This is a genomic window from Peribacillus frigoritolerans (genome assembly GCF_030676415.1).
Classification (GTDB): Bacteria; Bacillota; Bacilli; order Bacillales; family DSM-1321; genus Peribacillus; species Peribacillus frigoritolerans_A.
Genome location: NZ_JAUUTW010000008.1, coordinates 132,325 through 149,037 on the forward strand (window position 1 = coordinate 132,325; position 16,713 = coordinate 149,037).

Sequence of the window (16,713 nt, forward strand, 5' to 3'; positions counted from 1 at the left end):
TATGGGACATTCAGGTTATATGATGGGGATCGATATTGGCACGACGAGTACGAAGGTCGTTCTTTTTTCAAAAGGGGGGGAGGTTGTCCAATCTTGTTCGAGGGGATATCCTCTTCACAGTCCAACTCCTTCCGTTGCGGAACAAGATCCCGAAGAAATTTATAAGGCGGTCATCATTGCAATAGGCGAGGTTATGATTGCAAGCGGAATAGAAAAGCAAGAATTGGGCTTCATATCGTTCAGTTCGGCGATGCATAGCTTGATCGCAATGGGTAAAGACGGCAACCCTCTGACGAATAGCATTACATGGGCGGATAATCGAAGTGCTGCCTATGCGGAGAAATTGAAGGCTTCGGAACAGGGGATGCAATTGTATCACAGGACGGGAACACCCATTCACCCAATGTCCCCCATCACGAAAGTAATGTGGTTAAGAAATGAGCATCCCGGGATCTTTAACGAAACGGACAAATTTATAGGAATTAAAGAATACATCGTCTATAAGTTTTTCAATGAGTATGTGATGGATTATTCGCTAGCTTCTGCAACGGGCATGTTCAACCTGAATGGCCTGAAGTGGGATGAAGAGGCACTCACCATTGCTGGAATTGGGGCTGACAAGCTGCCGACGCTTGTCCCTACAACGCATATCCTCTCAGGCTTAAGTGAGGAATTAGCTGCAAAAATGAACATTCTTGCTGGTACCCCGTTTGTGATTGGCGCGAGTGATGGCGTGCTTGCCAACTTAGGGCAAAACGCAATCAAGCCAGGCGTTCTGGCAGTGACAATCGGAACGAGCGGTGCAGTAAGAACCGTCAATGACCGGCCGCTTACCGATCCCAAAGGCAGGACATTCTGCTATGCCCTTACCGAGAATCATTGGGTAATCGGCGGACCGGTCAACAATGGGGGAATCACCTTCCGATGGGCACGCGATCAATTGGGCCGTATGGAAATCGAAAAAGCGAAGGCTTCGGGACAGGACTCCTATGAGATTCTGACGGATATGGCTTCTAATATTGCACCTGGTTCTGATGGATTGATATTCCACCCGTATATGGCAGGGGAACGGGCGCCATTATGGAGTGCCGATGCAAGGGGCTCCTTCTTTGGACTGGCGCTTCATCACACTCGTGACCATATGGTCCGGGCGGTGCTGGAGGGTGTGATGTATAACTTGTACAGTGTCCTTATTGCTGTAAAGGAATTGACTGGTGCTCCCGAGAAGATTCATGCAAGCGGCGGATTTGTCCGCTCGAAGCTCTGGCGCCAAATCATGGCTGATATATTCAATCAAAACGTGACAATTCCTGAAAGCTTTGAGAGTTCGAGCTTAGGTGCCGCCGTTCTTGGATTATATGCTTTAGGCGAAATCGAAAGCCTTGATGAGGTTGAGGGTATGGTTGGTGAAACGAATGAACTTGTCCCGATCGAAGAGAACGTTGAAGTGTATGAAGAATTAATGTCGATTTATTTATCCGTGAGCAGACAATTGGAAGGCGACTACAAGAGGATCGCTGATTTCCAAAGACGTCATTTAGAATAATTTTTAGGGAAGCACAGATGCATAAGCGCTGTGCTTTTCTTTTTGCCTGGTATTTAAAATGGTAAAATGGTAGAAAACGATAAGGGGAATTTTCTTATGGGAGCCAGTAAAACGAATGCAATGCGAATTCTTGATAACAAACGTATAGAGTATGGCATGATGAGTTATGATGCCAGCGATGGAAAGATCGACGGGATCACTGTTGCGGACAAGATTGGAAAAGCGCCAGAATCCGTTTTTAAAACGCTGGTTACCCATAACGGACCGCAGCAGCTTTACGTTTTTGTCATTCCTGTAGCCACCGAACTTGACTTAAAAAAAGCAGCGAAGGCCGCAGGTGCAAAAAAAATTGAAATGCTTGCGGTTAAAGATCTGCAAAAATACACAGGGTATATTCGGGGAGGCTGTTCCCCGATCGGAATGAAAAAGCAATACCCGACCTTTATCGATGAAAGTGCAACAAACCTGCCTGAAATCATCGTAAGTGGAGGGAAAATCGGTACACAGATCGTTTTAAAACCGTCAGAATTCCTGGAAGTCACACAAGCGGAATCTGTAGCCCTAATAAAATAAACTGTTTACCTTTAGGTATTCACCTATTGGGTCTTTTCTTCATACGCTGTCTTGAAGATCACCATCTTTATTGTGAGGGAGAGTGTAAAAGTGACAGGAAAAGTGATGAATTATTTCGCTGGAGGCAATACGGCTAAAGGTTTTTATAGTTTATATGATTCCAACTTAACAGGTCTGGAAAGATTATTCATATTGAAAGGCGGACCTGGTTCCGGTAAATCGACCATTATGAAAAAAATCGGCCAAGAATGGCTGGATAAAGACTATGACATCGAGTATTTACATTGTTCATCCGATAATGATTCCATTGATGGAGTAATCATACCGGCTTTGAAAATCGGAATCGTGGATGGGACCGCGCCGCATGTGATTGAGCCGAAGGCGCCAGGGGCCATTGAGGAATATGTCAATCTAGGGTCTGCCTGGAATTCCCAGCAGCTGGCTTCTGAGAGAGCGGCCATCATAAGATTGACGAATGCGAGAAGCAAGAGTTTCGAGAAGGCATATACCCTATTCGCTGATGCATTGAGGATACATGATGAATGGGAAGACATTTATAAGGCAAATATTGATTTTGCTAAATTGAATGGGTTGACCAATAAATTGATAGAAGGCTTTTATAGAGATATCATTCTTAATAAGAAGTCGGATGTTCGTCACCGATTCTTAGGTGCAGCTACACCAAAGGGTGCAGTTGATTTCATCCCCAATATTACTGAGGGGTTACAAAAACGGTACTTTTTAAAGGGACGTCCAGGTTCCGGTAAATCAACGATGCTGAAGAAGATTGCAAAGGCTGCGGAGCAAAGAGGCTTTGATGTGGAAGTATATCATTGTGGTTTCGATCCGCATAGCTTGGACATGGTAATCGTCCGGGAGGCAGGGATCGCCATTTTTGACAGCACATCCCCGCATGAATATTTCCCGAGTTGTGGAGGGGATGAAATCATTGATATATATAAAACGGCCATCCTGCCAGGAACAGATGAAATATATGCCGATCAGTTAAAGGATGTTTCCACCAGGTACCGGACGAAAATGAATGAAGCGACAGCAAATCTGGCTAAGGCAAAAGAGCTGCATGACGAACTCGAAAAGATTTATGTAAAAGCAATGGATTTTACAGCCATCGATGACATTCAAAGAGACATCCACCAACAGATTATTGAACGGGCACAAGATGTCGATAGAAAAACGATTCTGCATTAAGAAAACAAACTGCACCTATCATATTAGGTGCAGTTTGTTTATATACATAATAGGATTTTTTAATGACGGAAGTCACACCAAGAATATATACGGGTTTGTTAAACGTGTTTATCCACCCTCTTTCGGTTAAAATAGGGATTATTATGAAAAAAAGGGGCCGATTGAATTGATAAAGACGATTGCGATTGATATGGACGGAACATTGCTAAACAAAATGCAAAAGGTCAGTGAGGCAAATAAACATGCAATCCAGAGGGCGCAAAGCGAGGGAGTGGAAGTGATCATTGCTACTGGAAGATCTTATGTGGAAGCAAGGTTCGCGTTAGATGAAGCAGGCATCGTTTGCCCTGTCATCAGTGTAAATGGTGCTGCCCTCTTCACGGAGGAAGGAAAAATTGCCGCTTCCAATCCAATGTCAGCTGCCACTGCTAAAATGGTCGCTGGATTCCTCGAAGAACAAGGGATTTATTTCGAAATATATACGAGTCAGGGAATTTATTCTAAAGACTATGAAAACGCAATATCTGTTTTGGTTGATGTATTCGTTACAGCCAATCCGGACATTGACCCTAAGAGCATGAGGAAATATGCGGAGGAGCGTTTACAGCTTGGACAGGTAACTTCCATTTCCGATTATTCCGAGTTATTCAGCCGTTCGAATGAGGAATATTATAAAATTCTCAGCTTTTCAAAGGATTTAACTTTATTAAATCAAATTGCTTCGAAATTGAAAGGACAGGGAGTTACAGTCACTTCATCGGGACGTGAAAATGTGGAAATTATGAGTGAAACAGCTCAAAAAGGAACGGCACTTGAAGCATATGTGAATGGAAAATCCGGCTCGATGCAGGAAACGATGGCTATTGGGGATAATTATAATGATGTATCCATGTTTGAACGGGTGGGGTTGTCTGTCGCAATGGGAAATGCCCCGCTCGAAATTAAAAAACTGTGTGATGAAGTAACAGGCAAGAATGATGAATCCGGTGTAGCGGAGGCCATTTTAAAGGTACTTAAACAGTCAGCCTATTAAACTCATGAATCGAGGGAGGAAAGACTTTGAAAAAATCGCTCTTATTTTTCCTTATGGTTACATTGATTTTAACTGGTTGTAACATGAATGATGACGACAGCAAAACCCAGCCGAATCCTGACAAAGAAGTGACGGGCACTTTAGGGGAAGATCCGGATGTGCTGGTAACAAACCTGCAGGCCCCATGGTCGATTCAGAAGAATGGGGACACAATGTATGTGTCCGAGCGGACAGGAACCATCGTTGAATGGGACAAGGATAAGATGACACAGCAAAAGGTCAACCTTAAAAAGACATTGTCAGCTAAAGCGGAAGCTGGGTTGCTTGGATTTTTGCTAGCTCCTGATTTCTCTAAGAGCGGACAAGCTTTCGCCTATTATACCTATGAAGAAGGCGGCGATTCCATCAATCGAATCGTCATTTTAGAAAAAAAGGATGATAAATGGCAGGAGATGGAGACCTTAATCGACGGACTACCAAGCGGGGACTACCACCATGGCGGCAGGATCAAGGTTGGTCCGGATGATAAGCTATACGCAACAACAGGTGATGCAAGAAAGCCTGAGATCGCACAGGACATAGATTCTTTAGGCGGGAAAATTCTGCGCATGAACCTGGATGGCACCATTCCGAAAGATAATCCTTTCGGGAATTCATACGTCTATTCGTACGGTCACCGCAATCCACAAGGTCTGGCCTGGGATGAAGCAGGACAGTTGTATGAAAGTGAGCACGGAGATTCGGCTCACGATGAATTAAATAAAATTGATCCGGGTAAGAACTATGGCTGGCCAGAGATAGAGGGCGATGAGCAAAAAACTGATATGGTAAAACCATTGATTCATTCCAGTGAAAATACATGGGCTCCTTCTGGCATGGCCTATTTTGACGGAAAGCTTTATTTTGCAGCCTTAAGGGGCGAAGCGCTTAAGAGTTATGATGTAAAAAGCGGAAAACTGACTAATATCAATACGGGCTCAGGAAGAATACGTGATGTATTCGTTGATGAAGAGTTCCTTTATTTCATAAGCAACAATACGGACGGCCGAGGAAACCCTGATGAAAAAGATGATAAACTTTATCGTTTGCCACTATCTCGGTTAAAAGGAAATATGCCTTGAAATTATCAATGAGAAGTTCGGAGATGAGGTTATTTGTGTGATCAAAATAGTTTTCAAATGAAATCATTCCGGAACGCAAAGATCGAATATTGGAAGCCTCGCTTTAAATAGCGGGGTTTTCTTTTTGTGTATGGCCCCGATTTGACCCATACCATTTCGCCCAAACTCACGAGTATTTGCTCGAAACTCACGAGTAAAAGCGTGAAACTCACGAGTATTTGCTCCAAATTCACGAGTAAAAGCGTGAAATTCACGAGTAACGCTCAAATTCACGAGTAAAAGCGTGAAACTCACGAGTAACGCTCAAACTCACGAGTAAAAGCGTGAAATTCACGAGTATTTGCTTCAAACTCACGAGTAAAAGCTTGAAATTCACGAGTATTTGCTCCAAACTCACGAGTAAAAGCGTGAAACTCACGAGTATTTGCTCCAAATTCACGAGTAAAAGCGTGAAATTCACGAGTATTTGCTTCAAACTCACGAGTAAAAGCGTGAAACTCACGAGTATTTGCTCGAAACTCCCATGTAAAAGCCCGAATCTCCTGAAAAGGGTATTTTTTTGTCTCGGAAGCAATGGAGAAGCCGAGGAAACAGTGTGCATACGGTATTTTCATTCATCCGAAGGCTAGACATTTCTAATGAACAGGTGTATAGTTACCTAGGTAACTACTTTACAGGAGGAATACCTTTGTCCTTTCAAAATGGTTTTTTTCATCATAACTTACAATTTTCAAGGTCATTTACCAAAAAGTTAAATGAACAATTGGCCAAGGTTGATCTTTTTCATTCCCAATGGTCGATTGTATATTATCTGAAGCAGTTTGGCTGTTCTACGCTTGTTGAAATAAGCACTTATCTAGATGTGGAGAAACCGACGGTAACCAGGACGGTAAACCGATTGGAAGAACTTGATTTGATTGAACAAATCCCAGGAAAAGATAAGCGGGAACGGAGAATACAGTTAACGGAGTCAGGTTTAAGGACTTATCAAGAGGCCAAAAAGGTAGTTGAAGAGTTTGAACTTCAATTAATGAGCGGTTTGGCTGAAGAGGATCGAGAGGCAACGTTACGAACGTTGATTTTCCTGAAGGAAAAATTAAAACAATAGTAAGGAAGAAGGATTGAAATGAATCACAAACCGAAATTGTGGACGAAAGACTTTCTGATTGTTTCGTCTGCGAACTTTTTTCTATTTTTAACTTTTTATGTCTTGATGGTGACATTGACCATTTACACGATGGATAACTTTCATGCGTCGCAAGCACAAGCAGGGCTTGCTTCAAGTATTTTTGTTCTCGGGGCTGTGCTTGTCAGACCGATTGCAGGGAAAAAAATTGATAAGATCGGCCGCAGAAAGATGTTGCTTGGCTCGTTGGTTCTATTCCTGATCGCATCCATTGGCTATTTCCTGGTGAATAGTTTATCCCTCTTATTGATCGATCGGCTTATTCACGGTTTTGCTTTTGGCCTTGCCACTACGGCAACTGGAACGATTGCTGCAGATATCATTCCCAATGAAAGACGCGGGGAAGGTACAGGTTACTTTGCCATGAGTACAAACTTGGCCATGGCATTCGGTCCGTTTATTGGATTGCTGATAACACAGCATTTCAGTTATTCCATCATTTTCTATGCAGCCTCCTTATTTGCCGCATTTTCTTTAGTTGCATCATTATTCATGAATGTGCCTGAAGGGGAAAAGGGTGGAGCTTCACCGCAAAAAGGATTTAAGATCAGTGATTACTTTGAAAAAAGGGCACTGCCCATTTCCATTTTTATCGGATTTGCCGGATTTACCTATTCGAGCATCTTGTCCTATTTAACGTCTTTTGCAAAGGAAATGGATTTAATGGATGCGGCGAGCTTTTTCTTTGTCGTATTTGCTGTATTCCTTTTGGCGTCCCGTCCATTTACAGGGCGGATGTTTGATGTGAAGGGGGAAAATGCAGTTATTTACCCATCGCTCTTCCTATTTGCCGTCGGTATGGTTATCCTCAGCCAATCCCATCATGGTATCACGCTTCTGATTGCCGGCGTCTTTATCGGAGTGGGGTATGGTACGTTTCAATCAAGCTGTCAAGCGATTTCCATCAAGGAAGCCCCATCAAATCGGATGGGATTAGCCACATCCACGTTTTTTACAATGTATGATTTCGGTATTGGTGTTGGCCCATTCCTATTGGGATTCCTTATTCCATATACAGGGTTCAAAGGGTTATTCATAGGAATGTCGATCTTTGCATTCATACTTATTGGAATTTATTTCTTGGCACATGGAAAAAAAGCCTCGGCAAGAATGAAAATGCAGCATGAGGAACGCTTATCTGCCTAATTTTTTTAATAGGATTGTATAAAATGAAGAATTTTGGGGATGCTTATATTATGATTGATTTTCCAAAGTATCCCCCTTTTCTCCGCCTGTAATCCACAGGCGTTTTTTTTATGCCATAAACAAAGAAAACCGCCTTATTGGCGGTTTCAGACTATAGGCAATCGTGTTTGCCGAAATGTTATTTTCCACTACAGGCACTCGCTTTCCGCGGGCGGTCCTGGAGCCCTGCGCCTTGTGGGGTCTTCCTTGGACGTGCTTTTCCCGCAGGAGTCTCGCACACCCGTTCCAATAAACTTTACTTTAAATTTAGCTGGAACTCCTTTTGTCTACAAACTCAAACCTCTTTATTGGCGGTTTCTTTAAAATTTATAGGTCCATAATCGTTCTTTGCGGATCCAGTCTAGAAAATCTGCATCCTGATTTTCGAATTTCTCTTTCCAATCGATCACCATTGCCTGCGTTTGCGAACGGTGGGCAGTGAATGTAGCTACCTTTTTTTCTTCGACGGCAGAGATATCATGGATGATGTCAGGCTGCCCCAATTCGTCAATGCAGTTATTCGAGAAGGCGACACAATGAAGTTTAGGTCTCTCTTTCTCTTCCATTCTTTCGACGGCCCGAACCACAGCCCGTGCTGTCGCTTCATGGTCTGGATGGACACTGTATCCTGGGTAAAACGTAATGATCAATGAAGGATTCAATTCATTGATGGCATCGGTAAATAATGAAGTCAGCTTTTCATCATCTTCGAATTCAATTGTCTTATCACGTAATCCAAGCATGCGTAAATCTTGGATGCCAATCGCGTTTGCTGCATCGATTAATTCCTTTTTACGAATTTTGGGGAGCGATTCCCTTGTTGCAAATGGAGGGTTTCCTAAATTACGTCCCATTTCTCCTAAAGTTAAGCATAAATAGGTGACAGGAGTGCCCGCTTCTCTATGAAGGGCAAGCGTTCCGGAGACCGAGAAGGCTTCATCATCGGGATGTGGGAATATAACTAATACATGGCGTTCTTTTTCCAAGGTATATTTCTCCTTCCGTTCTACTTACAGTGAGTATGGTTATCGGTGAATGGGAGTTTTCATCGGAATTATATGTTTTTTATCCAGCGGGTTGTCATCATTCAAAGGGAGTGGGACTGAGCTGCATGGAGACAGCAAGCTTTCCGGAAAAATCAAGGCCTGCCAATAGCAATCTCCCCTGTTCATCCACTTCAAAGTGGTTAACACCTTCTGCATATACCCAGCCAATATTGAGCTTCAAGCCGATGCGGTAGGGTCCATCCCCAACTATCTTCCCATGTTCATACTGAATAAGAGCATTACGAATATAAGCACCTGCCGAAAAGAAAGCTTCATCTACATGAGTGGCATAGGCACCATTTGTCGTTTCAAGGTGAAGATATACATCTTGTCCGGCGAAAGAATCAATGGCATTTTGCACCTCTGTACGGTCTATAGGTTTCATTCTATAATTTCCTCCTTAACTGGGCGGCTAGATAAGCTTTTCCTTCTTTCTATTTTACTAAATAAAAACAAAAAAAGCGAAAAAGGCCGCTCGATGAATTTGAGCGGCCTTTAAACTTGCTATTTTATTTTTGTGTTTTTTCCGCAATTCCATATTTATGGTATGCACCATGATTGACTGGTCCGACATAGTCATTCATCTTCCAAGAATGGCGAACCGCCTCGGTGATGAAGTCTTTAGCAATGAGGATAGCCTCATGCGGGCTTTTCCCTTCAGCCAATTGAGCTGCAATGGCAGCTGAAGATGAACAGCCGGCACCATGTGTATTGGTCGTTTCGATTTTTTCTGATTCAAGGATTTCAAATTCTTTTCCATCATATAAAAGGTCAATGGCTTTATCAAGATCCAGCTTATTACCGCCTTTGATCAAGACATATTTTGCTCCAAGTGCATGAATCTTTTCAGCTGCAGCCCTCATATCATCAATTGTCTTGATAGGCGCAGTTCCCGCTAACTGAGCGGCCTCGAACAGGTTTGGCGTGACTACGGTTGCACGTGGAACAAGCAGTTCGCGCAGAGCTACAGCCGTTTCAGGGTGCAATACTTCATCTTCACCTTTACATACCATAACTGGATCGATTACGACCTTGTCCAGCTTCAACTCGTCTATTTTACGGGCGACAAGTTCAATGATTTCCACTGATCCAAGCATTCCCGTTTTCATGGCATCAATGCCGATTGACAGGATCGTTTCGATTTGGGCTTCCAAAACTTCGACCGGCGTAGGGAATACATTATGGGACCAGCCATTCTTCGGATCCATCGTCACGATTGTCGTTAAAGCGGACATGCCGTAAACGCCGAATTCTTGGAATGTCTTTAGATCAGCTTGTAGACCCGCGCCGCCGCTCGAATCCGATCCGGCAACTGTCATAGCTCTTTTCATAGTCATTATGTGACCTCCTCAGGAGAATTAGATATCGATATTATCAGCATACCAGATAATATGCTATTTTTAGAATATACCAAAATTTCTTTTATGTAAAACTTAGTTTTCACCCTAATATGAGTGCATTAGAGAAGGTAATGGAATGGCCTCGCATAAGTCATTCTTCGGACCTGGAATTCAGGAAATGGGATGGATGGGTGTCCTGCTTTTTAGCTTTGCATCCTATTTTCCAGCTTTTGATATACAAAGCAAAGTTTGTGAATGTGTCATTATTTTCAAAGTTGATTTAAAATATTTAAATATAGTGGACACATTTAGTATAGCTTTACCGTTCGATGCTGGATTAAACCCAAAAAAGGGAGGTTGATTTCTATGGAATGGACAATGTTGCTTTTAGCTGGTGGGAAATCAAGCCGTATGGGAGTGAATAAGGCCCTGTTGACCATAGGTGGCGTCGTGAACATTTCAAGAGTGGCATCCGAGTTGAAAAAGGTGTCAGAAAACATTATGGTCATTACGAATACATTTGAAGAATATCATTTCCTGCAACTTCCGCTAATTCCGGATTTACATAAAGATCAAGGACCTCTTGGCGGATTGCATGCAGGGTTGACCTCATCGAAAACGGAGCTTCAGTTCCTTGCAGCCTGTGATATGCCGTTTGTGAGTGCAGATGCCATTAAGGATATCATTTCCCATTACGAACCTGAATTCGATGCAGTCATTCCAGAAATAAATGGCAGGCTCCAGCCGCTTTTTGCTGTTTACCATAAAAGGTGTCTTCCTGTACTGACGGAGTGTTTATTAAAATCTGAATTAAAAATGAGTCTATTTTTGGAAAAGATTTCGGTGAAAATCATGAAAGAAACCGACTTTACGTTATATCGCGGGAATCCTGAAAATTTTCATTACCTTTTTTTCAATATGAATACGAGGGAAGATTATCAAGAGGCAGGTTATATTGATCAAACTGAATTATATATAAAGGATGGTAGACATGAATTATAATATTTCAAAAGAGCCGATTGTCACCCAGGAAGTGATTGATAAAGTAGTCAAGCGAAATGCAGGTGCCGTCACGACCTTTATTGGTACAGTGAGGGAAATGACGAAAGGAAAAAAGACTCTCTTCTTAATTTACGAAGCGTATGAACCGATGGCCATCAAGAAATTGGAGCAAATCGGATCTGAGATCAAGGAACGTTGGCCTGATGCAGAAACGGCGATCACCCATCGTGTAGGTAAACTTGAAATCACGGATATCGCAGTGGTTATTGCCGTTAGTACGCCACATCGAAATGATGCATATGAGGCGAACAGGTATGCGATTGAAAGAATTAAAGAAATCGTCCCGATCTGGAAAAAAGAACACTGGGAAGATGGGGAGACATGGGTAGGAAACCAGTTGGAAACCGTTCCATATCCATCGGGGAAACCGGAAGAGGGGGATATTGATGATTAAAGTACTTTTATTTGCCCAATTGAAAGATGAGCTAGGCAAAGAGACTCTTTCTATAGAAGGAAATGGAATGAGTGTGGCCCAGCTAAAAGGAAAAATGAAGGTGGATTTTCAATTGGAAGGTCTTGAAACCGTGATGACAGCGGTCAATGAAGAATTTGCCGATGATGACACGATTCTATCTGATGGAGATACAGTTGCTTTCATTCCTCCAGTAAGTGGAGGCTAAAACTTTCGGAAGGGAGGGTTCACGGTGATAGAGCGATATTCAAGGCAGACTTTATTCGCCCCCATTGGTGAAGGGGGCCAATTGAAAATTATGAAGAAGCATGTCTTACTTCTTGGTGCAGGGGCTTTGGGATCTGCTAATGCCGAGGCCCTTACTCGTGCAGGAGTAGGGAAGCTCACCATTGTCGACAGGGATTATGTCGAGACCAGTAATTTACAGCGCCAACAAATGTATACGGAACGGGATGTCGAGGAGAAGCTGCCAAAAGCAGAAGCGGCAAAGCGTCATTTATTTGATATCAATCATGAAGTTGAAGTGAATGCCATCATCATGGACGCAACTGCCCAGAACCTCGAACAGCTGCTTGGTGATGTTGATTTGATATTGGATGCAACCGATAATTTTGAGACACGGATGATTATTAATGATTTTTCACAAAAGCTTCATATACCGTGGATTTATGGGGCATGTGTGGGGAGTGTGGGTATGACTTTGACGATCCTTCCCGGACAGACTCCATGTTTGCACTGTTTGCTTAAAGCAATCCCCATTCAAGGAATGACCTGTGACACAGGAGGAATCATATCACCAGCTGTAACGATGGTAGTGGCACACCAAACTGCCGAAGCTTTGAAAATCCTTGTTGAAGATTGGGAATCGGTACGACCTGCACTTGTTTCTTTTGATCTATGGAGAAATCAATACCAAACCGTTAAATTGACAAAAGCGAAAAAGAAAGATTGTCTTTCATGCGGGGAGCGGAGGACATACCCCTTTTTAACAATGGAAAATGCAACAAAAACGGCTGTTCTTTGCGGGAGGGATACTGTACAGGTAAGACCGCCAAAACCTTTGGAACTGCAACTCGAGAAATTAGCCAAAGATCTGGACGGCAGCGGCTATTTGGTGAAATTCAATCCATTTCTTCTCTCTTGTGAAAAAGCTGGGGAACGTATCGTCATTTTCAAGGATGGCCGGGCTTTGATTCACGGTACGAAGGACATGGTCCATGCTAAGGCCACGTACCAAAGCATCCTGGGATAATGATTATAAAAAAACGAGGCTGCCGGTTAAGGAGCCTCATTTTTTTTATGAATCCATATAGGGTAATGGTTATCGGGTATTAGTGTGTAACCCCGTCTTTGTTATCTTGTTTGGAAGCAACGATGACTACTTTTCCTTCGTCAAGAACTTCCTCGTAACGTTCTGCCTCCATATCACTAAGGCCAAGGTTGCTCATTCGACTACGAAGTTCATCTCCGCGTGATTTAAAGAGATTTCCGACGGTATCAAGGAAACCTTGTTCCTTCATGCCTACACCTTCTGTATTTGTATTCTCGGTAAGGTGTTTTGAGCGGGTTTTATCATGGGCAAACAAATATACATCGTCTTTCGTATAACCTGATGTAACTAGTTCATCGATTTTTTCCTTTGCTTGTAAACCGTTTTCTACTACATGTACTTGATACATATAAACTCCTCCTTGAATTTTAGTGAGATTCTCCTGAATATAGGTAAATGGAATCTTGCTTATTACAGTTGCTGATTGGCTATAGTATTATATAACCTTGTTTGGGCACTGATAAACATTTATATCGAAGAATATTTAGTAAGTGGTGAAGCGGAATACCTTCTGTATGCGGTAGGTCAAGTATTTGAAGACAGGCAGTTTCTTTTGGTATTCACTGTAATCCACCGTGTATGTTCCGTTTCGATTTGTCCAGAGTCTTTGAAAATAGCTATCGACATCCTTGGAAACGTCAGCATCATTTGGAGCATGGATTTCAACATTTGCTTCAAGGTTATAGTCATCTAGATTGCGTGAGGTGTAATTAGCAGATCCTCCAAGAATAACCGTCTCACTAGCCTTTTGGATCATCATCAACTTTGTATGGAACTGCTCTTTATGTGTTTTGTACCAGCGGATCGAAATGTTTTCTTCCCCCAGTTTTTCGAATTCGGCGGCAACCGGAAGATTGGGAAGCCCGATTTTTTCACTTCCGAAAGCGTTTTGATTCGGATCCAATATCATTTGAATCTTCACACCCCGTTTAGCAGCATCGGTTAATGCCTCGACAACCTCGCGATCGGCAATGTAGAACATGGCAAGATGGATCTTGTCACCATTTTCAGCATCCTTAATTGCCTTTAGGACATGTTTATTGATTTTTCCTTCCGTTAGCAGTCGTACCGATATCGGTCCTTTATCTGCTGATGTCTCTTTGAACTCAGGAAATGACTTTGGTCCTCCCGAGAATTTCGAAGCGGCTTCTTCGGCTTTAACAAAATCGCCGATGATATTCCCATCCATCTGGAACGCAATATTGGAATGGAATCCACTTGCGTCATGAGGATTGGCAGATGAGATGATGGCCGTTTTTTCAGTAGCGACCACTTTTCTATGATTGGCTTTGATATTCATCAGTCTAAGATAAGAACGCAAGGTGACCTTTGGTGCGCTTTTAGCCATTGGATTGACAATCCAGCCTTTCCCGCTTTCACCGAACCATTGGAAAAAGGTCCGATACACACCTGAATAGAGAGGATTCGGATCCCGGAGGCGGTCTAAGTTGGTAACAATGACATCAATTCCATTTTTCTTCATCGTTTCCAATGCCTCTAACTGGTAGGCATTATAGGAAGTATTCACTTCATCTGTAATGAATATAACCTGGAGGTCAGGTTTCTTTTTCTTCTGTTCAACCAGATTATCCTTCAGAGTCTCGGTTAACTTCGGGAAGTTTATCTTTTCATCATAAAAAGCATTAAACAAAAACATATCGATTACGATATAAGAATCAGCCTCTTCTATGGCTTGATTTATGGTTTGGAAAATTCGCTGCTCATGTTGCAGATTCCCTTGTTCATCGTGATAGGAAAGGTCATAGATGAAATCGATATCCTCGACATGATGAATCTTCCCTTCATAAGAAATGCCATCGGGGAGAGGCTTGTAGCTGTTATAGACGATTACGGTTGCAATGACGATCAAAATGCTGACAAGCAGATATCTTTTTCTTTTGTACCATTTTTTCATAGGGAATCCTCCAACATGGTTAAATTGCTTGCTAACTTTCTATTTTCCCACTTTTGGGGTATATAGAAACATAAATCGTAATCTATTGAAAAAGGCAAGGCGATTAGTTTGCTATAATATAGTTTCAAAAAGCGGAAAGGGGCTGTGGCACATGGCAAAGCAGTTTTTAACAAATGATTGGTGGCCTCTATTGAAAGAGGAATTCAAAAAAGAATATTACCAGGAGCTATGGGAATTTATAAAGCAAGAGTACAGTCAGCAAGTCATTCATCCGGATCAGGACGATATTTTCAATGCGCTTCACTATACTCCTTATGAAGACGTAAAGGTTGTCATCCTTGGACAGGATCCTTACCATGGCCAGGGTCAAGCGCATGGCCTTAGTTTTTCAGTTAAGCCGGAAATTCGCATCCCACCTTCTTTAAGAAATATCTTTAAAGAGTTACACACCGATCTTGGCTATGAGGTTCCGAATAATGGTTACCTACTCGAATGGGCAAAACAGGGAGTGCTTCTATTGAATACCGTCTTGACTGTTCGTGAGGGAGAGGCACACTCACACCGCGGAAAAGGATGGGAAATCTTTACGAATCAAATTATTCGCCGATTGAATGACCGTCCGAAACCGGTTGTATTCATCCTGTGGGGGAAACCTGCTCAAACCAAAATCCCTTTGATTGATGAAACCCGCCATAAAATCATTAAGTCCGTACATCCGAGTCCGCTGTCGGCTTCCCGTGGTTTCTTTGGCACCAAACCTTTTTCCAAAACAAATCAATTGCTGATGGAAATGGGGGAATCCCCAGTTGATTGGAGAATCTCGAATCGATGATATGGGCAAGAAAATGAAACGGGTGAATTGTATGGCGTGCCGTCATTTCTATATAACTTGGGATCACAGTTTTCCAAAGGGCTGCCGTGCTTTTCAATTCAAAACATCAAATCAGCCTTCTCTTGATGTCTTTCATTCTTCAGGACAGCCATGCTTGAAATTTCAAGCCAAGCCAAATAAAAGGTAGGAAATATGCAAGGTGTTTTCTTCTCTGATTTTTGCTATGCTAGTTATGATAGTTTTGACCTGTATATAGACGAGGTGGTAAAGTTGGATATTTCATCAAGACAAATGTTAGATAAAATCGAAGAGCTTGTATTGAAAGCTAAACAGGCAAATTCAGAGGATAAGGTGCAGGGGTATGTAATTGCCATTAAGTCCCTTTGTGAAGTAATGGTTGATGAAAAAGCTGCGAACATCAGCATGCCGAAGCCAATCACATTGACCCAGCCCGTTTTGTCGGCAACACCGAATGTAGAACCGGTTAAAATGGATGAGGCCAATGGGGAGTCCTTGTTCGATTTTTAAATTAGGGAAGGGGAGCGAAATAATTGAAACTGTTCATCATTTTAGGTGCATTGAATGGGTTTATTGCTGTGGCACTAGGTGCATTCGGTGCACACGGGCTGGAAGGGAAAATTCCTGATAAATATTTAGAAACCTGGCAAACCGCTGTTCAATATCAAATGTTCCATGCTGTGGGTTTATTGGTACTCGGTTTATTGGCTGGGAAAATTTCAAGTCCGCTGATCAACTGGTCAGGCTGGCTTATGTTAATAGGAATTATCCTGTTTTCCGGAAGTCTATTCGTTCTAAGCGTTACGCAAATCAAAGTCCTTGGGGCCATCACACCGCTTGGCGGAGTTTCTTTCTTGGTTGCTTGGGTCTTAATGATCATTGCTGCATATAAATACTTGTAATGA

At 42.5% G+C, this 16,713-nt stretch carries 22 protein-coding genes; 15 read left to right on the top strand and 7 right to left on the bottom strand.

What is annotated here, in order from left to right:
* The first annotated feature begins 1 nt into the window (after position 1).
* The 5 genes from gntK to Q8G36_RS10415 all read left to right on the top strand — a co-directional run bounded on the left by gntK (position 2) and on the right by Q8G36_RS10415 (position 5,482).
* Entirely contained in the window at positions 2 to 1,546 is a 1,545-nt protein-coding gene (gene gntK / locus Q8G36_RS10395; RefSeq protein WP_305159895.1) for a gluconokinase, read from the top strand.
* A gap of 96 nt (positions 1,547 to 1,642) precedes the next feature.
* Entirely contained in the window at positions 1,643 to 2,119 is a 477-nt protein-coding gene (ybaK, locus tag Q8G36_RS10400) for a Cys-tRNA(Pro) deacylase (protein WP_305159894.1), read from the top strand.
* A 90-nt stretch (positions 2,120 to 2,209) separates the two neighbouring features.
* Positions 2,210 to 3,328 carry a PRK06851 family protein gene (locus Q8G36_RS10405; protein ID WP_305159893.1) on the top strand — a complete coding sequence of 373 codons (1,119 nt, stop codon included), beginning with the start codon at positions 2,210 to 2,212 and terminating at the stop codon, positions 3,326 to 3,328.
* A gap of 166 nt (positions 3,329 to 3,494) precedes the next feature.
* Positions 3,495 to 4,361, top strand: a complete 867-nt coding sequence (locus Q8G36_RS10410; RefSeq protein ID WP_305159892.1) for a Cof-type HAD-IIB family hydrolase — start codon at positions 3,495 to 3,497, stop codon at positions 4,359 to 4,361.
* A gap of 26 nt (positions 4,362 to 4,387) precedes the next feature.
* Positions 4,388 to 5,482, top strand: a complete 1,095-nt coding sequence (locus Q8G36_RS10415; RefSeq protein ID WP_305159891.1) for a PQQ-dependent sugar dehydrogenase — start codon at positions 4,388 to 4,390, stop codon at positions 5,480 to 5,482.
* Between the two features lie 63 nt (positions 5,483 to 5,545).
* On the opposite strand, the gene Q8G36_RS10420 is transcribed toward Q8G36_RS10415, so the two are convergent.
* On the bottom strand, positions 5,546 to 5,776 hold the full coding sequence (locus Q8G36_RS10420; protein ID WP_305159890.1) for a hypothetical protein: 231 nt from the start codon (positions 5,774 to 5,776) through the stop codon (positions 5,546 to 5,548).
* Positions 5,773 to 6,096 carry a hypothetical protein gene (locus Q8G36_RS10425; protein WP_305159889.1) on the bottom strand — a complete coding sequence of 108 codons (324 nt, stop codon included), beginning with the start codon at positions 6,094 to 6,096 and terminating at the stop codon, positions 5,773 to 5,775. Before Q8G36_RS10425 ends, Q8G36_RS10420 begins: the two co-directional genes overlap by 4 nt.
* Before the next feature lie 74 nt (positions 6,097 to 6,170).
* On the opposite strand from Q8G36_RS10425, the gene Q8G36_RS10430 reads away from it, so the two are divergent.
* Positions 6,171 to 6,590, top strand: a complete 420-nt coding sequence (locus Q8G36_RS10430) for a MarR family winged helix-turn-helix transcriptional regulator (protein ID WP_305159888.1) — start codon at positions 6,171 to 6,173, stop codon at positions 6,588 to 6,590.
* An 18-nt stretch (positions 6,591 to 6,608) separates the two neighbouring features.
* Positions 6,609 to 7,814, top strand: a complete 1,206-nt coding sequence (locus tag Q8G36_RS10435; RefSeq protein WP_305159887.1) for an MFS transporter — start codon at positions 6,609 to 6,611, stop codon at positions 7,812 to 7,814.
* A gap of 359 nt (positions 7,815 to 8,173) precedes the next feature.
* Here the strand turns inward: Q8G36_RS10435 and bshB2 are convergent, their stop codons facing one another.
* The 3 genes from bshB2 to pdxK all read right to left on the bottom strand — a co-directional run bounded on the left by bshB2 (position 8,174) and on the right by pdxK (position 10,236).
* Positions 8,174 to 8,839 carry a bacillithiol biosynthesis deacetylase BshB2 gene (gene bshB2, locus Q8G36_RS10440; RefSeq protein ID WP_214744304.1) on the bottom strand — a complete coding sequence of 222 codons (666 nt, stop codon included), beginning with the start codon at positions 8,837 to 8,839 and terminating at the stop codon, positions 8,174 to 8,176.
* A 97-nt stretch (positions 8,840 to 8,936) separates the two neighbouring features.
* Positions 8,937 to 9,284 carry a YojF family protein gene (locus Q8G36_RS10445; RefSeq protein WP_305159886.1) on the bottom strand — a complete coding sequence of 116 codons (348 nt, stop codon included), beginning with the start codon at positions 9,282 to 9,284 and terminating at the stop codon, positions 8,937 to 8,939.
* A 124-nt stretch (positions 9,285 to 9,408) separates the two neighbouring features.
* The gene (gene pdxK / locus Q8G36_RS10450; protein WP_305159885.1) at positions 9,409 to 10,236 is read right to left on the bottom strand and encodes a pyridoxine/pyridoxal/pyridoxamine kinase; all 828 of its coding nucleotides are present in this window, start codon (positions 10,234 to 10,236) and stop codon (positions 9,409 to 9,411) included.
* Positions 10,237 to 10,375: 139 nt separating this feature from the next.
* On the opposite strand from pdxK, the gene Q8G36_RS10455 reads away from it, so the two are divergent.
* Genes Q8G36_RS10455 through Q8G36_RS10475 form a run of 5 tightly spaced genes read left to right on the top strand, consistent with a single transcriptional unit; the run spans position 10,376 to position 12,965 of the window.
* Positions 10,376 to 10,600: a hypothetical protein gene (locus Q8G36_RS10455; protein ID WP_305159884.1), complete on the top strand. Its 225-nt coding sequence runs from the start codon at positions 10,376 to 10,378 to the stop codon at positions 10,598 to 10,600.
* 5 nt (positions 10,601 to 10,605) lie between these two features.
* The gene (gene mobA / locus Q8G36_RS10460) at positions 10,606 to 11,241 is read left to right on the top strand and encodes a molybdenum cofactor guanylyltransferase (RefSeq protein ID WP_305159883.1); all 636 of its coding nucleotides are present in this window, start codon (positions 10,606 to 10,608) and stop codon (positions 11,239 to 11,241) included.
* Positions 11,231 to 11,695 carry a molybdenum cofactor biosynthesis protein MoaE gene (locus tag Q8G36_RS10465; protein WP_305159882.1) on the top strand — a complete coding sequence of 155 codons (465 nt, stop codon included), beginning with the start codon at positions 11,231 to 11,233 and terminating at the stop codon, positions 11,693 to 11,695. The genes mobA and Q8G36_RS10465 overlap by 11 nt, the downstream gene beginning before the upstream one ends.
* Positions 11,688 to 11,921: a molybdopterin converting factor subunit 1 gene (moaD, locus tag Q8G36_RS10470; protein ID WP_305159881.1), complete on the top strand. Its 234-nt coding sequence runs from the start codon at positions 11,688 to 11,690 to the stop codon at positions 11,919 to 11,921. The genes Q8G36_RS10465 and moaD overlap by 8 nt, the downstream gene beginning before the upstream one ends.
* Positions 11,922 to 11,945: 24 nt before the next feature.
* Positions 11,946 to 12,965 carry a MoeB/ThiF family adenylyltransferase gene (locus Q8G36_RS10475; protein WP_305159880.1) on the top strand — a complete coding sequence of 340 codons (1,020 nt, stop codon included), beginning with the start codon at positions 11,946 to 11,948 and terminating at the stop codon, positions 12,963 to 12,965.
* A 79-nt stretch (positions 12,966 to 13,044) separates the two neighbouring features.
* Here the strand turns inward: Q8G36_RS10475 and Q8G36_RS10480 are convergent, their stop codons facing one another.
* Both Q8G36_RS10480 and Q8G36_RS10485 read right to left on the bottom strand, forming a co-directional pair.
* On the bottom strand, positions 13,045 to 13,392 hold the full coding sequence (locus Q8G36_RS10480; RefSeq protein ID WP_305159879.1) for a general stress protein: 348 nt from the start codon (positions 13,390 to 13,392) through the stop codon (positions 13,045 to 13,047).
* Between the two features lie 135 nt (positions 13,393 to 13,527).
* Positions 13,528 to 14,958, bottom strand: coding sequence for a phospholipase D family protein (locus tag Q8G36_RS10485; RefSeq protein WP_305159878.1), 1,431 nt, complete (start codon positions 14,956 to 14,958; stop codon positions 13,528 to 13,530).
* A gap of 151 nt (positions 14,959 to 15,109) precedes the next feature.
* Here Q8G36_RS10485 and Q8G36_RS10490 point away from each other — a divergent pair, with 151 nt between their 5' ends.
* From Q8G36_RS10490 to Q8G36_RS10505, 3 genes are all read left to right on the top strand, one after another.
* A complete protein-coding gene (locus Q8G36_RS10490) occupies positions 15,110 to 15,790 on the top strand; it encodes a uracil-DNA glycosylase (protein WP_305159877.1) in 681 nt (226 codons plus the stop codon).
* A 270-nt stretch (positions 15,791 to 16,060) separates the two neighbouring features.
* Positions 16,061 to 16,318: a YwdI family protein gene (locus Q8G36_RS10500; protein WP_305159876.1), complete on the top strand. Its 258-nt coding sequence runs from the start codon at positions 16,061 to 16,063 to the stop codon at positions 16,316 to 16,318.
* A gap of 23 nt (positions 16,319 to 16,341) precedes the next feature.
* Positions 16,342 to 16,710, top strand: a complete 369-nt coding sequence (locus Q8G36_RS10505; RefSeq protein ID WP_054398573.1) for a DUF423 domain-containing protein — start codon at positions 16,342 to 16,344, stop codon at positions 16,708 to 16,710.
* Positions 16,711 to 16,713: the final 3 nt, after the last annotated feature.

Bases quoted from the DNA above. Each gene is read 5' to 3' on its own strand.
- pdxK (WP_305159885.1), bottom strand. From the start codon at position 10,236: ATGACTATGAAAAGAGCTATGACAGTTGCCGGATCGGATTCGAGCGGC.
- Q8G36_RS10435 (WP_305159887.1), top strand. From the start codon at position 6,609: ATGAATCACAAACCGAAATTGTGGACGAAAGACTTTCTGATTGTTTCG.
- Q8G36_RS10480 (WP_305159879.1), bottom strand. From the start codon at position 13,392: ATGTATCAAGTACATGTAGTAGAAAACGGTTTACAAGCAAAGGAAAAA.
- mobA (WP_305159883.1), top strand. From the start codon at position 10,606: ATGGAATGGACAATGTTGCTTTTAGCTGGTGGGAAATCAAGCCGTATG.
- ybaK (WP_305159894.1), top strand. From the start codon at position 1,643: ATGGGAGCCAGTAAAACGAATGCAATGCGAATTCTTGATAACAAACGT.
- Q8G36_RS10445 (WP_305159886.1), bottom strand. From the start codon at position 9,284: ATGAAACCTATAGACCGTACAGAGGTGCAAAATGCCATTGATTCTTTC.
- Q8G36_RS10465 (WP_305159882.1), top strand. From the start codon at position 11,231: ATGAATTATAATATTTCAAAAGAGCCGATTGTCACCCAGGAAGTGATT.
- Q8G36_RS10490 (WP_305159877.1), top strand. From the start codon at position 15,110: ATGGCAAAGCAGTTTTTAACAAATGATTGGTGGCCTCTATTGAAAGAG.
- Q8G36_RS10425 (WP_305159889.1), bottom strand. From the start codon at position 6,096: ATGAAAATACCGTATGCACACTGTTTCCTCGGCTTCTCCATTGCTTCC.
- Q8G36_RS10485 (WP_305159878.1), bottom strand. From the start codon at position 14,958: ATGAAAAAATGGTACAAAAGAAAAAGATATCTGCTTGTCAGCATTTTG.
- Q8G36_RS10455 (WP_305159884.1), top strand. From the start codon at position 10,376: ATGGCCTCGCATAAGTCATTCTTCGGACCTGGAATTCAGGAAATGGGA.
- moaD (WP_305159881.1), top strand. From the start codon at position 11,688: ATGATTAAAGTACTTTTATTTGCCCAATTGAAAGATGAGCTAGGCAAA.
- gntK (WP_305159895.1), top strand. From the start codon at position 2: ATGGGACATTCAGGTTATATGATGGGGATCGATATTGGCACGACGAGT.